The sequence below is a fragment of the Glycomyces harbinensis genome, assembly GCF_900101745.1.
Taxonomy (GTDB): domain Bacteria; phylum Actinomycetota; class Actinomycetes; order Mycobacteriales; family Micromonosporaceae; genus Glycomyces; species Glycomyces harbinensis.
The window spans coordinates 348,238-362,990 of the sequence record NZ_FNAD01000002.1 but is presented as its reverse complement, the minus strand read 5'-3'; the positions used below and the strand labels follow the sequence as shown (position 1 = coordinate 362,990).

The 14,753-nt window shown below is 70.3% G+C and carries 13 protein-coding genes; 8 read left to right on the top strand and 5 right to left on the bottom strand.

Going from position 1 to position 14,753, the window contains the following annotated elements; genetic code table 11:
• Position 1: 1 nt before the first annotated feature.
• From BLQ63_RS05310 to map, 4 genes are all read left to right on the top strand, one after another.
• The gene (locus BLQ63_RS05310) at positions 2-1,264 is read left to right on the top strand and encodes a site-2 protease family protein (RefSeq protein ID WP_091030211.1); all 1,263 of its coding nucleotides are present in this window, start codon (positions 2-4) and stop codon (positions 1,262-1,264) included.
• Positions 1,265-1,292: 28 nt separating this feature from the next.
• On the top strand, positions 1,293-2,474 hold the full coding sequence (gene ispG / locus BLQ63_RS05305; protein ID WP_091029669.1) for a flavodoxin-dependent (E)-4-hydroxy-3-methylbut-2-enyl-diphosphate synthase: 1,182 nt from the start codon (positions 1,293-1,295) through the stop codon (positions 2,472-2,474).
• Positions 2,475-2,652: 178 nt separating this feature from the next.
• Positions 2,653-3,234: a hypothetical protein gene (locus tag BLQ63_RS05300; RefSeq protein ID WP_218125068.1), complete on the top strand. Its 582-nt coding sequence runs from the start codon at positions 2,653-2,655 to the stop codon at positions 3,232-3,234.
• Positions 3,235-3,603: 369 nt separating this feature from the next.
• Positions 3,604-4,500 (top strand): type I methionyl aminopeptidase, encoded by an 897-nt coding sequence (gene map / locus BLQ63_RS05295; RefSeq protein ID WP_091029663.1) that lies wholly within the window; start codon positions 3,604-3,606, stop codon positions 4,498-4,500.
• Positions 4,501-4,649: 149 nt separating this feature from the next.
• On the opposite strand, the gene BLQ63_RS05290 is transcribed toward map, so the two are convergent.
• The 5 genes from BLQ63_RS05290 to BLQ63_RS28270 all read right to left on the bottom strand — a co-directional run bounded on the left by BLQ63_RS05290 (position 4,650) and on the right by BLQ63_RS28270 (position 9,724).
• On the bottom strand, positions 4,650-7,445 hold the full coding sequence (locus BLQ63_RS05290) for an FtsX-like permease family protein (RefSeq protein ID WP_091029660.1): 2,796 nt from the start codon (positions 7,443-7,445) through the stop codon (positions 4,650-4,652).
• A complete protein-coding gene (locus BLQ63_RS05285) occupies positions 7,445-8,164 on the bottom strand; it encodes an ABC transporter ATP-binding protein (RefSeq protein WP_091029657.1) in 720 nt (239 codons plus the stop codon). Before BLQ63_RS05285 ends, BLQ63_RS05290 begins: the two co-directional genes overlap by 1 nt.
• 20 nt (positions 8,165-8,184) lie before the next feature.
• Positions 8,185-8,787, bottom strand: coding sequence for a PadR family transcriptional regulator (locus BLQ63_RS05280; protein WP_091029655.1), 603 nt, complete (start codon positions 8,785-8,787; stop codon positions 8,185-8,187).
• A gap of 125 nt (positions 8,788-8,912) precedes the next feature.
• Positions 8,913-9,326, bottom strand: coding sequence for a DUF4439 domain-containing protein (locus BLQ63_RS28275; RefSeq protein ID WP_177154799.1), 414 nt, complete (start codon positions 9,324-9,326; stop codon positions 8,913-8,915).
• The gene (locus BLQ63_RS28270) at positions 9,323-9,724 is read right to left on the bottom strand and encodes a hypothetical protein (RefSeq protein WP_177154798.1); all 402 of its coding nucleotides are present in this window, start codon (positions 9,722-9,724) and stop codon (positions 9,323-9,325) included. Before BLQ63_RS28270 ends, BLQ63_RS28275 begins: the two co-directional genes overlap by 4 nt.
• An 82-nt stretch (positions 9,725-9,806) precedes the next feature.
• On the opposite strand from BLQ63_RS28270, the gene rimP reads away from it, so the two are divergent.
• The 4 genes from rimP (at position 9,807) to infB (ending at position 14,743) form a co-directional block, all read left to right on the top strand.
• A complete protein-coding gene (gene rimP / locus BLQ63_RS05270; RefSeq protein ID WP_091029651.1) occupies positions 9,807-10,268 on the top strand; it encodes a ribosome maturation factor RimP in 462 nt (153 codons plus the stop codon).
• Between the two features lie 74 nt (positions 10,269-10,342).
• Positions 10,343-11,377 carry a transcription termination factor NusA gene (nusA, locus tag BLQ63_RS05265; protein WP_091029644.1) on the top strand — a complete coding sequence of 345 codons (1,035 nt, stop codon included), beginning with the start codon at positions 10,343-10,345 and terminating at the stop codon, positions 11,375-11,377.
• A gap of 7 nt (positions 11,378-11,384) precedes the next feature.
• Entirely contained in the window at positions 11,385-11,714 is a 330-nt protein-coding gene (locus tag BLQ63_RS29750) for a YlxR family protein (RefSeq protein ID WP_342673916.1), read from the top strand.
• A gap of 95 nt (positions 11,715-11,809) precedes the next feature.
• Positions 11,810-14,743 carry a translation initiation factor IF-2 gene (gene infB / locus BLQ63_RS29565; RefSeq protein WP_091029638.1) on the top strand — a complete coding sequence of 978 codons (2,934 nt, stop codon included), beginning with the start codon at positions 11,810-11,812 and terminating at the stop codon, positions 14,741-14,743.
• The last annotated feature ends 10 nt before the right edge of the window (positions 14,744-14,753 follow it).

The following is a 14,753-nucleotide window of genomic DNA, read 5'->3' as shown; positions in this document are numbered from 1 at the left end:
GCTGGCCTACACCATCGGGATCATCCTGTTCGCGCTGGCGATCCTCATCTCCGTGAGCCTGCACGAGGCCGGCCACATGCTCACCGCGAAGGCCTTCGGCATGAAGGTCACCCGCTACTTCGTGGGCTTCGGCCCCACGCTGTGGTCCTTCCGCAAGGGCGAGACCGAATACGGCGTCAAGGGCATCCCCCTGGGCGGCTTCGTGAAGATCGTCGGCATGACCCCCCTCGAAGAGGAAGAGGAGGAGGTCACCGAGAAGGACAAGAAGCGCGTGTTCTGGCGCAAGCCCCTGTGGCAGCGCACCGTGGTGCTCGCCGCCGGCTCGGTCACCCACTTCATCCTCGGCTTCGTCGCCCTGTGGATCCTCGTCTCCTTCGTCGGCGTCGTCGCCAACCCCGCGTACGCCGAGCAGGTCGCCGAGTCGCAGGAGACCGCCACGGTCGCCGTCGCCGAATGCGTGGCCGCCACTGGCACCGACGCCGCGGCCGGCGACTGCGCCGAAGGCCAGATCGAGGGCCCGGCCTGGACGGCCGGGATCGAGAGCGGCGACGCCGTCACCGCGGTCGCCGGGACCGCCGTCACCGACTGGGACTCCCTCCTCGCGGCCGTCTCCGACCTGACCCCCGGCGAGCCCGTCGAGGTCGCCGTCGAGCGGGACGGGACCGAGCGCACCGTCGAGGTCACCCCGTACGCCGCCGAAGCCGAGACCGAGGACGGCGGGACCGAGACCGTCGCCCGCCTCGGCGTCTTCGTCTACACCGACCCCGCCGTCAGCCCCACCACGGCCGTCGGCGCGATCGACGGCGTCGGCGAGACCGTCGCCTACACCGGCGACATGTTCAAGGAGACCTTCATCGCCCTGGGGCAGCTGCCCTCGAAGATCCCGCCGCTGTGGGACGCGATCTTCGGCGGCGAGCGCAGCGACGACTCGCCCGTGAGCGTCGTGGGCGCCTCGCGCCTGGGCGGCGAGATGGTCCAGTACGACCAGTGGGCCATGTTCTTCATGCTCCTGGTGGTCCTGAACTACTTCATCGGCATCTTCAACCTGCTGCCGCTGCTGCCCATGGACGGCGGGCACATCGCCATCGCCTGGTACGAGAAGGCCCGCTCGTGGGTGGCCGCCAAGCGCGGCCGGCCCGACCCGGGGCGTGTCGACTACCTCAAGCTGATGCCGCTGACCTACGCTGTGATCGTCCTCCTGGGCGGCTTCATGCTGCTGACGATCACGGCTGACATCGTCAACCCGATCACTATCTTCAACTAACCCGCGAATCAAGGTGGAAACTAGCCACATGACCGCAGTGAACCTCGGTATCCCCACCAAGCGCCACGATCACGAGATCGAACCGCTCGCACCCCGCCGCACGACCCGGCAGCTCAACGTCGGCGGCGTGCTCGTCGGCGGCGGCGCCCCCGTCTCGGTCCAGTCGATGACCACCACCCGGACCTCGGACATCGGCGCGACGCTCCAGCAGATCGCCGAACTCACCGCCACCGGATGCCAGATCGTCCGCGTCGCGTGTCCCACCCAGGACGACGCCGACGCGCTCAAGGTCATCGCCAAGCAGTCGCAGATCCCGGTCATCGCCGACATCCACTTCCAGCCCAAGTACGTCTTCGCGGCCATCGACGCCGGCTGCGCGGCCGTGCGCGTGAACCCGGGCAACATCAAGCAGTTCGACGACCGGGTGGGGGAGATCGCCCGGGCCGCCAAGGACGCGGGCACCCCGATCCGCATCGGCGTCAACGCCGGCTCGCTCGACAAGCGCCTGCTCCAGAAGTACGGCAAGGCCACCCCGGAGGCGCTGGTCGAGTCGGCGCTGTGGGAGGCCTCGCTGTTCGAGGAGCACGACTTCCGCGACATCAAGATCTCGGTCAAGCACAACGACCCGGTCGTCATGATCAAGGCCTACCGGCTCCTGTCCGAGCAGTGCGAGTACCCGCTGCACCTGGGCGTCACCGAGGCCGGGCCCGCCTTCCAGGGGACCATCAAGTCCGCCGCCGCGTTCGGCGCCCTGCTGGCCGAGGGCATCGGCGACACCATCCGCGTCTCCCTCTCGGCCCCGCCGGTCGAGGAGGTCAAGGTCGGCAACCAGATCCTGGAGTCCCTGGGCCTGCGCGAGCGCGGCCTGGAGATCGTCTCGTGCCCCTCCTGCGGCCGGGCCCAGGTCGACGTGTACACCCTCGCCGAGCAGGTCACCGCCGGGCTCGAGGGCCTGCCGGTCCCGCTGCGCGTGGCCGTCATGGGCTGCGTCGTCAACGGCCCCGGCGAGGCCCGCGAGGCCGACCTCGGCGTCGCCAGCGGCAACGGCAAGGGCCAGATCTTCGTCAAGGGCGAGGTCATCCGCACCGTGCCCGAGTCGCAGATCGTCGAGACGCTCATCGAAGAGGCCCTCAAGCTGGCCGAGGAGATGGGCGCCGAACTGCCCGAGGAGCTCAGGGGACTCGTCGGACCGGTCGTCAAGGTCCACTAGCTGTCGGATCGCCGACTCGGTGACGACCCCGCCTTGACTACGCTGGAACGCAGCACCAGTTCACCGCGCCCCCGTTCGACCTGAAATCCGACATTACGCGCGTCTTGTGCGAAATTGCACATCGGTGACTCGGGGGATTCGGCCAGACGGCCGGACGGGGCCCCGCATAATGACTTTCGTGCCTGTAAGGCGCCTGCCGGTCGCCTGCGCCCGCGAAAGGGGAGCCATCGACATGGGGAAGTTCGAACGCCAGATATCCGAGGGTGTCACCAAGTACTACTGGTACCCCGGCGAGAAGGTCGACTGGATCCGGGGCGTCCTGACCGTCCTCGGCGGCGGTCTCCTGTTCGCCCTGATCTACGTGGTCACCAAGAACAGCCTCCTCGCCGCCGTCATCGCGGGCACCGCCGTCCTGGCGGTCGTCGGCGCCTACCTGGGCCGCCGCGACGCCGCGGGGCTCTCGGAGTTCCACGACCCCGCGACCGAGCGCCGCGAGGCCGTCATCGACGGCACCCGCGCCGCCTGGCGCGGGACCCTCCAGGGCCTGCTGTGCGCCGGTTCGGCCATGCTCGTGCTGAACATGCCGCACGAGGGCTTCCTCGCCGACTGGGTCCTGCCGTTCGTGCCCTCGATCATCGGCGCGCTCGCGCACTCGGGCGGGATGCTGTGGGAGCGGCTGGCCCAGGAGGTCAGCGCCCCGGAGCAGGCGGCCGCGGCGGCCGACTCCGAGGAGCCGACGAAGGAGCTCGAAGCAGCCTGACCGGATCGTTCGAGGCCCGCGACCCCTCGGGGCTCGCGGGCCTTCGTGCCGCAGGTGTGGTGAGCCGACGCGGGGCGGCTGCACGCCGCCTGGGTTGGACAGGCGGGGCGCTCGACCGCGAGAGGTGTCGTACACCGCCCTTCCGGCGGGAACCGGTCGGCGGCACTCCCGCGGGAGCGGCGCCCCGCGTCGGCTCGGTAGGAGAGTCCGCGGGTCCCGGCCTGCGCGAACACGGCCTGCCGGTCTGAACAGGATGCTGCCTGGCGTCCCGAAACGCAAGAGCTTTTCGCCGCGGTGCCGCGGGTTTCTCGGCGTCGTCTCGGTAACGGTCCCGCAGGTTCCCGGGACCGCCCGGGCTAGTCTTGCCCGATGAAATCCCGTCCCGCACTGCGCCCAGGCAGGCAGAGCCCCCGCAGGAGCGTCCCTTCGACCATCGAGCGGCCCGAGTACGTCGGCAGGCCCGCACCCTCCCCGTTCACCGGCACCGAGGTCAAGGACGCCGAGACCGTCGAGCGGATGCGCTTCGCCGGCCGCATCGCCGCCGACGCCCTCGTCGAGGCCGGCAAGGCCGTGGCGCCCGGCATCACCACCGACGAGCTCGACGCGCTCGTCCACGAATACCTGTGCGACCTCGGCGCCTACCCCTCGACGCTCGGCTACCGCGAGTACCCCAAGTCCTGCTGCACCTCGCTCAACGAGGTCATCTGCCACGGCATCCCCGACTCGACCGTGGTGCAGGACGGCGACATCGTCAACATCGACATCACCGCGTTCATCGGCGGCGTCCACGGCGACTGCAACGCCACCTTCCTGGCCGGCGACGTCTCCCAGGAGGCCCGCGACCTCGTCGAGCGCACCTGGAAGGCCACCTGGCGCGGCATCAAGGCCGTCAAGCCCGGCCGCCGGCTCAACGTCGTCGGCAAGGTCATCGAGGCCTACGCCGACCGCTTCGGCTACGGCGTCGTCCGCCAGTTCACCGGCCACGGCATCGGCACCGCCTTCCACTCCGGGCTCTACGTGCCGCACTACGACAACCCCGGACTCGAGGTCGAGATCGAGACCGGCATGACCTTCACGATCGAGCCGATGATCAACCTCGGCACCGCCGACCACGAGATGTGGGACGACGGCTGGACCGCCGTCACCCGCGACCGCAAATGGACCGCCCAGTTCGAGCACACCCTCCTGGTGACCGACGACGGCTTCGAGATCCTCACCCTGCCCACCAGCGGCGAACCCGCCGGAACCCCTGAGGGACAGCGGTAACGGACCCCCGCCCGGTGGCACCCGCTTCCTAAGCTGAGGCGGGGCGGCGCCGGTCAGAGAGATGACGTCTCCGAGGGGTTGAGCCGGCGCCGCCTCCCCGAACGACGAGAAGGGCCCGCCGAGACCGGCGGGCCCTTCCCCTTCGCGTGCTAAGTCAGGCGCCGCTCACTGGGCAGCCTCGCCCGGGTGAACACGAGCGCCCCGACCGCGGCGATCAGGGGCACCGCCAGCACGGTGATCCCGATGGCCGCCCACGGCAGCTCCCACCCGTACAGCGTATCGAACGGGTAGCCGTACTGGAGCGGCCGGTTCAGCGCCTCGCGGATCAGCGCGTAGCCGATGACACCCGCGACCGTGCCGAGCCCCGCGCCGAACAGCGCGATCATCACCGTCTGCCACATCGCGAACCGCTTGCGCAGCCCCGGCGGGGCCCCGACCGCGCCGAGCGTGGTCATGTCGCGGCGCTGCTCGGCGATGATGAGCCCGGTCGAGACCGCGGTGGCCCCCAAGGCGATCAGCGCGCACAGCCCGGTCACCGCCAGGACGAAGTAGAACGTGAACGGGTCGCGGTAGTCCGTGATCTCGAACTGCGCCCAGACGGCCCCGTCCACGACCTCCTGACCCAGATCGGCGGTGAGCGCTTCTGTGAGCCCCGAATCGGTGTCGGCGGAAGTCTCGATCAGGTACTTGCGCTGCCAGAGCGACTCGGTCATCCCCATCTCCTCGGCGGCGCCGGGGCTGAGGAGCAACTGCTGGTAGCCGAGCTGGCCCTTGTCGACGAGGAACGCGGGCAGTTCCACGAACGTCTGCTGAGGCTCGGTCGAGGAGCCGTTCTCGTCCCAGATCGTGATCTCCTGCTGGAGCACCACGGTCCCCTGGTCGGTCAGCGACCACTCGTCCGCGGTCAAGACGCCGCCGGCCTCCAGCACCGCCACCGCTTCGTCGAGCTCCTCGCCTTCGAGCTCGGTGTACGCCTGGACGATCGCCGGATCGGTCGACACGGGGAAATCGCCGCCGGAGTACCACTGGGAGTCGATGTTCTCGTCGCACCGCGGGTCCTCACGGGCCGCCTCGACGGCCGCCCGCTCGGTCTCCTCGGAGTCGTAGTCGGCCGACCAGTACGAGCACTCGTTGTCCTCAGGCCGGGTCAGCGTCCAACTGCAGTCGGGGTCCTCGCCCTCGGCCACCGGGAGCGCCTCGCAGGCGCTTTCACCGGAGTACTCCGGGAGGTACGTGAGGCGCAGGTCGGGCAGTGCGGCCCGGAGCACCGGCTCGGTCTCGGCGAGCGCGGCCTCCCAATCGGGGACCCCCTCGCCGGTGTTGTTCATGAGCGTCAGCGTCATGGCGTCCTGGCTCAGGATCTGCTCCTGCTTCTCCAGGTTGCGCTCCGCGTCGGCGGTGACCACCATGGAGAAGCACATGCCGGCGGCGACGACGCCGAGCACGGCCGCGATGGCCGGGGCCGCCGATCCGCGGTTGCGACCGGCCTCCCGCATCGCCATGCGCGGGGACAGCGGCATCCAGCGGCCGAGTCTCGCCGTCAGCGCCAGCAGCGCCGGCGTGCATGCGACCAGGCCCAGTTGCGCGAGGATGATCGCCGCGGCCATGAGCGGCAGGCTCCACATGGAAAGCCCTGCCAGGCCCGCGGCGATGCCCGCGCCGACCATGGCGAGGCCGACCACCAGCCAGCGCTTCGATCCCTTGCGGCCGGGGGTGCGGCCCATGAGGGCCGCGACCACGTTGATGCGGGAGGCGCTGATGGCGGCGGCGAGCGCCGACAGCAGGCCCGTGGCGACCGCGACGCCCACGAGCGCGCCCTGGAGCTGCGGCAGCACCCTCAGGCCCGCGCTGCGGTGCCCGACGAACTGCTCCAGCAGCGGCATGGCCAATGCGACCACGGCGATCCCGAGGGCCACCGCGATGAGGGCGGCGAGCAGTCCGAACAGGAGCCCTCCGGCCAGGACGGTGTTGCGGATCTGCGCCGGGGTCGCGCCGGTGGCGCTCATGAGCGCGAACTCGCGGGTGCGCCGCCTCGCGCTGATCGCGAACGCGGGGCCCGCCAGGAGGACGACCTCCATGACCACGGCCACCACGATCAGGCCGTAGATCAGGGTCAACGCCTCATCCGAGCCCGAGTAGGAGAGATCCTCGGCCCCAGGAGGGAGCGGCGGCGGGTTCCCGATGTGCGCCTGCGACCAGACGCCGATGCCGAGCCCGTTGAGGGCGAGGGCCTGGTCGTCGGTCAGCGGCTCGGGCGTGTCCACCAGCCATCCTTCGGCGGTGCCCGGGAAGACGGCCCCGATAGCGAAGCGCCCGTTGAGGTCCCAGGGGAACTCCACGATCCCGCTGACCTCGTGCTCGTCGGTGCCGACGCCCTTGTCGACGACGAGTTCGTCGCCGACGCCGAGCCCGAGGTAGTCGGCGGCGGCGGCGCTGATCACCACTTCGCCGCGGCCGGGCATCGAGCCCTCGACGTATTCCATGCCCGAGGCCTCGTAGGCCTCGTCGGCCAGGTTGTAGCCGAGCGTGTCGATCTGGCCGAGCCCGTCGGGGGTCTCGACGTCGACCTGTTCCCCGGAACCGCTGTACGGACCGTAAGGGGCGAGCCGCGAGCCGACCGGGAGCGCCGCCAGGATCTCGGTCTCGGTGAGGGCCCTGCCGGCGTCCTCGTCCCCCTCGGAGTCCCAGTAGAAGTACTGGGAGTCCCAGTCGTACTGGGTGATCGGCACCCCGGGGAGGGCGAGCTCGATGTAGGCCTCGTTCTCGCCGAGGTACTGCTCGGCGGTCTCGGCGACGGACAGCTGCGAGGTGTCGTAGGCGGTGGCGCCGATCGCGACGCCCAGCAGCGGCAGGCCCAGCAGCGCGATCGACAGGGCCGAGCGGCCCTTGTAGCGCATCGCCTCGCGCCGGGCGATCCTGAAGGCCAGGCGGTGGCTCGCGAACATCACTCGACTCCTTCGAGGAGGGCGTCGGCGTCGGCGAGCGGCGCAGAGGTGTCGACGATGCGGCCGTCGCGCAGGAACACGATGCGGTCGGCCCACCCGGCATGCCGGGCGTCGTGGGTGACCAGCAGGCCCGCGGCCCCGGCGTCGCAGCGGGCGCGCAGCAGCTTGAGGACCTCCTCGCCGGTGGTCGAGTCGAGCGCGCCGGTCGGCTCGTCGGCGAGCACGAGCCGCCGGTCGCCGATGAGGGCCCGCGCGATGGCGACGCGCTGGGCCTGGCCGCCGGAGAGTTCGTCGGGGAAGCGGTCGCCCTGTTTGACGTCGAGGCCGACCTCCTCGAGTGCGGCGAGCGCCAGCTTGCGGGACTTGCCCGCGCTCATGCCGTCGAGCTCGAGCGGCAGGGCCGCGTTCTCGGCGGCGGTCAGGCTCGGCACCAGGTTGTAGTCCTGGAAGACGTAGCCGATGCTGCGGCGGCGCAGACCTGCGAGCTGCTTCTTGTTGAGGGAGGCGAGGACGGTGCCCTCGACGAGGACCTGGCCGGAGGTCGGGGCGTCGAGCCCGCCGGCGAGGTTCAAGAGCGTGGACTTGCCGGACCCGGAGGGGCCCATGATGGCGACGAGTTCGCCGGCGGCGATCGTGAGCTCGGCGTCGACCAGGGCGTTGACGGCGTTCTCGCCGCTCCCGTGGACGCGGCTCACGCCGTTCAGATGCAGGACGGTCATGGGGGTCACCGTTTCTCTAGTCAGCGGGATTCGGACTGGTCGAAGTCAGGGCTCGCGACGGTTGCCGAGCCCGGGTCGGCGCTGTCCATCGCGAAAGGGGACGGCGCGGGGAGGTCGGACCTCGCCACGACGGCCTCGGTGTGGTCGAGCCAGCGGATCTCCGCTTCGGCGCGGAAGATCATCGACTCCAGGACGAGCCGCCACGCCAGTTCGGCGTGGTCCTCGGCGGCCTTGAGCCGCGTGAACTCCTGGAGCAGGCGCAGGGTCGCGCTGCGCTGGCGCTGGATGACGTCGGCGACGTCCACCCCCGGGGTGGTCACGGCCAGGGCGAGTTTGATCGTCAGCTCGTCGCGGGGCCGGTCGGCGGCCTGCACGGGGGAGGCGAACCAGCCCGCGAGGTGGTGGCGGCCGGATTCGGTGATCCGGTAGGGGCGCTGGCCGGAGTCGTTCTCGGGCAGGGCTTCGACGAGGTGGTCGCGCTCGAGCCGGTTGAGGGTGGTGTAGACCTGCCCGATGTTGAGCGGCCAGGTGTTGCCGGTGGCGCTCTCGAAGGCGGCCCGCAGCTGGTAGCCGTAGGCGGGCCCGCGTTCGAGCAGCGCCAGCAGGCTGTGCTTGACACTCATGTGTGACCTCGCATCGCTACTGGGTCTCTTCACCGTGAAGAGATACCGAGTATGGCATAACAGGTATGCATTCGATGGATACGGGGTATGGATATCAGGCGTTCCGCAGGTGAACCCCGGTTTCGCTACTCCGGGCGACCCGGCCACGGGTCGGCGAAGGGCTGACCGACGGCGAGTCTCCAGCGCGCCAGCGACACCGCCGAGTCGGCGTACATCCGCATGCTGATCTCGCGCTCGGTCGGCTCGGTCGCGGCCACGCCCGACCGCCACGCCGTGGTCACGTTCAGCTCGACGGCGAGCAGGACCGCCTCGGCCCCGGCGGCGTCCTCGACGTGCTCGATGTCGTACCCCGCCTGGGACGGCGCCGCTTCGAGCCCATGCGCGTCGTAGTAGTCCAGCAGCGCGTCGCGCCGCGAGCGGTGCTCGGACTCCAGGGCCTCGGCCAGGGTTCGCGGGTCGCCGTCCAGATGGACGGCCATCGCGCCGTAGGCGTAGATCGCCGCGTACTCGGCCGCCAGACCGGTGTCGACCGCCGTCATGCGAGCACCGCCGCGTGCGCCGCGCGGGACGCGGCGATCTCGCCGAGCACGACCGCGAAGTCGGACTCGGTGGCGAGGCACGCGTCGGCGGCCTGGCGGCTGCCGGTCGCCTCCGCCTCGGCCAGTGCCGCGTCGTCGGCAGGCAGCTGCCCGAGGTCCTCCACTACGGGGACGACATTGGGCCGAAGCAGCCGCTCCAAAGTGGTTACATGGGCGCGGTGGTCCTCGGCGAGGTCGCCGAAATCCAGCGCGTCGGCGGCCGCGGCCAGCCATCGTGCGGTGTTGAGTGCGGTGGTGAGGTCCGCGTCGGAGGTGATGATCTGCGCTGTCTCCCTGGTGCACCCGGCGGCCGCCAAAGCGACCGCCCCGATCAGGAGTCCGCGTCGGGTCGTGAACACGCACCAAGTTTCCCAGGCTGCCTTTCCATTCTGACTTCGGGCGGTTAACCTCGGCGAATTAGGCAATAGGAGAGGTGTGCGCATGGGTGCAGAGCGGCAAGCGGAAGTAGCGGCGATCCTGGCTCCGGCCGTCGCCAAGGTCGGATTCGACCTCGAAGGACTGACGGTCACCAAAGCCGGCCGGCGGGTGCTCGTCCGGGTCCTTGTGGACAAGGACGGAGGGATCTCACTGGACGATGTGGCGGTCGTCTCGAAAGCCTGCTCCAAGGCCCTGGACGAGGCCGAGTCCACGGGCGGGCCCTTCGCCGAGGCCGCATATACCCTGGAAGTGTCGTCGCCCGGGGTGGACCGTCCGCTGACCGAGCCTCGGCACTGGCGGCGTAATATTGGGCGCTTGGTAGCCGTGCAAATCGGGGAGGAGCCCTTCATAGGGCGCGTCACGGCGACCAGCGAGCGGGGGATTGAACTAGAAGCCGACGGCGTGCGCCGCTCGGCTACCTATGCCGAGCTGGGGCCCGGCAAGGTGCAGATCGAGCTGAGATGAGCGTCCGTACGGATGCGCGGCTCGCACGCCTTGAACGGCCGCGGTGAGGACAACTCAAGACTTAAGGAGAACGGGTGCATATCGACCTGGCCGCGCTGCGGTCGCTGGAACGCGAGCGCGACATCCCTTTCGAGACAATCCTCGGCGCTATCGAATCGGCGCTGCTGACCGCCTACAAGCACACCCCCGGGGCCGATGAGCGCGCGCGAGTAGTGGTGAACCGCGACAGCGGCATCGCCAATGTCCTGGTGCCAGTGTTGAACGAAGAGGAAGAGGTCGTCTCCGAACGCGACGACACTCCCGAGGGCTTCGGCCGCATCGCCGCCCAGACCGCGAAGCAGGTCATCCTCCAGCGGCTGCGCGAAGCCGCCGACGAGGTCAACTACGGCGAGTACTCCGGCAAGGAGGGCGACATCGTCACCGGCGTCGTCCAGGCCCACGGCGAGCGCAACGAGCGCGGGATCGTCACCGTCGACCTCGGCAAGATCGAGGCCACCCTGCCCCTCAACGAGCAGGTCCCCGGCGAGAACTACGAGCACGGCAAGCGACTGCGCGCCATCGTCATCCAGGTCAACCGCACCGCCCGCGGCCCCCAGATCACCCTCTCGCGCACCCACCCCGCCCTCGTGAAGAAGCTCTTCGCCTTCGAGGTCCCCGAGATCGACGAGGGCGCCGTGGAGATTCCGGCGATCGCACGTGAGGCCGGTCACCGTTCCAAGATCGCGGTGCGCGCCACAACGAAGGACGTCAACGCCAAGGGCGCGTGCATCGGCCCCATGGGCTCGCGCGTGCGCGCCGTCATGAGCGAACTCGGCGGCGAGAAGATCGACATCGTCGACTGGGACGCCGACCCCGCGCGCTTCGTCGCCAACGCCCTTTCCCCCGCGAAGACCCTGTCGGTACGGGTCGTGGACGAGTCCACGAGGTCCACTGAAGTCGTCGTCCCCGACTACCAGTTGTCGCTCGCGATCGGACGCGAGGGACAGAACGCGCGACTCGCCGCGAGGCTGACCGGATGGCGCATCGACATCAAGTCCGACGCGCATGTGTCGGGCGCCTCGAAGGAGGAGACCGGCCCGGCCGGTGGCGGCCGGCGGTCCGGGAGGTAGACTGAACATCGGATCGCAACGTGACGCAGCGGTAGTCCGCACCTGTGTGGGGTGCCGCAGACGCGCATCGGCTTCCGAGCTGCTGCGCGTCGTCGTTCAACGCATCGAGGGTTCCCAGAACCTGTTGGTTCCGGACCCGCATCGCCGCCTCAGCGGCCGCGGAGCCCATGTGCACCACGACTCGAACTGCCTTGACCAGGCAGTTCGTAAGCGTGCGTTCACCCGGGCCCTCAGGATCGAAGGAACCGTGGACGTCGCCGCGGTGCGAACCCTTGTCGAGTCGGAGTCGGCCGAGAGGCCGACTCCCGCACACGAAAAGCAGGTATGGACCGAATGAAGACCACGCGATGAAGTTCTCCCGATGAACTGGTTGCAAGTGGAAAGCTGAGGTCGGCGGGCGCTGCCCGTACGACCTCGAATGTGAGGAGTGCAGTGGCAGCAAAGCCCCGCGTACATGAACTTGCCAAGGAACTGGGCACGACGAGCAAAGAACTGCTCTCGAAGCTCGGCGACATGGGCGAGTTCGTGAAGTCAGCGTCGAGCACCGTCGAAGCGCCGGTGGCGCGTCGACTGCGCAACGAATACGACGCGGCACAGGGCGCCCCGGCAGCGTCGGCCGGGAACAACGAATCCCCGACGCCCGAGCCCGTGAAGGCGGCGGCCCCCAAGGGCCCCCGTCCCGCGGCTCCCAGCCCGTCCAAGATCGCGAAGGCCAAGGTCGACGCGAAGGACGCCAAGACCGAGGCGAAAGCCGAAGCCGAGGCGCGCAAGGCCGCGAAGAAGGCCGCCCCGAAGCCGGGTGTGGCCGCCGCGCCGCCGAAGCCGGGCCCCAAGCCCGCTCCGGTCGCGCCCCAGCCCGAGATCAAGCCGGCCAGCGCCCGCGACATCGAAGTGGCCGCGGAGCAGAAGCGCGCCGAGGAGCTGCTCAAGCGTCAGCAGGAGCAGGCCGACGCGGCGCGAGTCGCCGCGGCGGCGCCCAAGCCCGGTCCCAAGCCCGCTCCGGCCGCCCGTCCGGGTGCGCCGAAGCCGGGTCCCAAGAACCCGTTCGGCGTCGGAGGCGCCGGCGCGAAGCCGCGTCCGGCCGCCGAAGGCGGCTCCGAGCGCCCGGGCGGTCCCCGTCCGAGCCCGCGCATGATGCCTCCGCGTCCGAACCCGGGCATGATGCCCGGTCGTCCGGCCGGCGGCGGTCGTGACGGCGGCGGCGCACGCGGTGCCCGCGGCGGCGGTCGCGGCGGCCCCGGTGGCGGCGGAGGCCGTCCCGGCGGCGGTGGCGGTCGTCCCGGTGGGGGCGGCGGCAACTACCGCGGCACGTTCGGCGGCTCCGGCGGCGGTGCCGCAGGCGGCGCCGGCGGCGCGGGCGGTTCCGGTCCTTCGACCGGCACGCCGGCCCCGTACCGCGGTGGCGGCGGTCGCGCAGGCGGCGGCGGCAAGGCGCGCGGCGGCGGTGCCGCGGGCGCGTTCGGTCGCGGCGGTCCGCGAGGCAAGAGCCGCAAGTCGCGTCGTCAGCGGCGCCAGGAGTTCGACAACCTCGCAGCGCCGAGGATGCAGTCGGGCGCTCCCCGAGGCAACGGCGAGACCATTCGCCTCGCCCGCGGCGCGTCGCTCTCCGACTTCGCCGACAAGATCGGCACCCTGCCGGGCACGCTCGTTCAGGAGCTGTTCGGCCTGGGCGAGATGGTGACCGCGACGCAGTCGGTGTCCGAGGAGACCTTCGCGCTGCTCGGTGCCCACCTCGACTGGGACATCAAGATCGTGTCCCCCGAGGAAGAGGACCGCGAGCTGCTCTCGCAGTTCGGCATCGACCTCGACGAGGAGGACAAGGACACCTACGTCGCGCGTCCCCCGGTCGTCACGGTCATGGGCCACGTCGACCACGGTAAGACGAAGCTGCTGGACGCGATCCGCAAGACCAACGTCGTCGCCGGCGAAGCGGGCGGCATCACCCAGCACATCGGCGCCTACCAGGTCCACGTCGAGCACGAGGGCGAAGACCGCGCGATCACCTTCATCGACACCCCGGGCCACGAGGCGTTCACCGCCATGCGTGCTCGCGGTGCGAACGTCACGGACATCGTGGTGCTCGTGGTCGCGGCGGACGACGGCGTCATGCCGCAGACCGTCGAGGCCCTGAACCACGCCAGCGCCGCCGGCGCCCCGGTCGTGGTCGCGGTCAACAAGACCGACCTGCCGGACGCCAACCCGGGCAAGGTCCGCCAGCAGCTGACCGAGTACGGCCTGGTCGCCGAGGAGTACGGCGGGCAGACCATGTTCGTCGACGTGGCCGCCAAGCCGGGCATCGGCATCGCGGACCTGCTCGAAGCGGTGCTGCTCACCGCCGACGCCTCCCTTGAACTGGAAGCGTCGGAAGAGGGCAACGCGCAGGGCATCGCGATCGAGGCGCACCTCGACAAGGGCCGCGGCCCGGTCGCGAGCGTCCTGGTCCAGAAGGGCACGCTGCGCGTCGGCGACTCGATCGTCGCGGGCGGGGCCTACGGCCGCGTCCGGGCGATGCACGACGCCGACGGCCACCGCGTCACCGAGGCGACCCCGTCGTTCCCGGTGCAGGTGCAGGGTCTTTCGTCCGTCCCGATGGCGGGGGACGTGTTCCTCGCCGCCGAGGACGACCGGATGGTCCGCCAGATCGCCGAGCAGCGGCAGGCTCGCCGCCGCGCGGCGCAGCAGGCGTCCCGCGTCTCGCGCACCACGCTCGAGAACCTCATGGACAAGATCGCCGAGGGCGAGCGCACCACGCTCTCGCTCATCATCAAGGGCGACGGCGCCGGTTCGGTCGAGGCGCTCGAAGAGGCCTTGGTCGCACTGGAGATCCCCGAGGAAGTGCAGCTGCAGGTCATCCACCGCGGCGTCGGTCCGATCACCGAGAGCGACGTCAACCTCGCCGCGGCGGGCGACGGCGAGTCGGCGACGATCATCGCCTTCAACGTTCGGGCCGAGGGTCGCGTTCGCGACATGGCCGAGCGCGAAGGCGTGGACGTCCGGTACTACACCGTCATCTACCAGGCGATCGAGGAGATCGAGACCGCGCTCAAGGGCATGCTCAAGCCCGAGTACGAAGAGGCGGCGCTCGGTACGGCCGAGATCCGCGAGGTGTTCCGTTCCTCCAAGTTCGGCAACATCGCGGGTGTGCTGGTCACCTCCGGCATCATCAAGCGCAACGCGAAGGTCCGCCTCATGCGCGACGGCAACGTCGTCGCCGAGACGACGGTCGCGTCGCTGCGCCGGTTCAAGGACGACGCCGCCGAGGTCCGCGAGGGCTTCGAGGGCGGTATCACCTTGAAGAACTACAACAACATCGAAGAGGGCGACATCATCGAAGCCTTCGAGATGCGCGAGAAGCCGCGCGACTAACTGGGACCGC

Excerpts from the sequence above, each read along its gene's own strand:
- BLQ63_RS28275 (WP_177154799.1), bottom strand. The coding sequence starts at position 9,326 with ATGACGGCGGTCGACACCGGTCTGGCGGCCGAGTACGCGGCGATCTAC.
- BLQ63_RS05280 (WP_091029655.1), bottom strand. The coding sequence starts at position 8,787 with ATGAGTGTCAAGCACAGCCTGCTGGCGCTGCTCGAACGCGGGCCCGCC.
- BLQ63_RS05285 (WP_091029657.1), bottom strand. The coding sequence starts at position 8,164 with ATGACCGTCCTGCATCTGAACGGCGTGAGCCGCGTCCACGGGAGCGGC.
- BLQ63_RS05290 (WP_091029660.1), bottom strand. The coding sequence starts at position 7,445 with ATGTTCGCGAGCCACCGCCTGGCCTTCAGGATCGCCCGGCGCGAGGCG.
- map (WP_091029663.1), top strand. The coding sequence starts at position 3,604 with ATGAAATCCCGTCCCGCACTGCGCCCAGGCAGGCAGAGCCCCCGCAGG.
- ispG (WP_091029669.1), top strand. The coding sequence starts at position 1,293 with ATGACCGCAGTGAACCTCGGTATCCCCACCAAGCGCCACGATCACGAG.
- rimP (WP_091029651.1), top strand. The coding sequence starts at position 9,807 with ATGGGTGCAGAGCGGCAAGCGGAAGTAGCGGCGATCCTGGCTCCGGCC.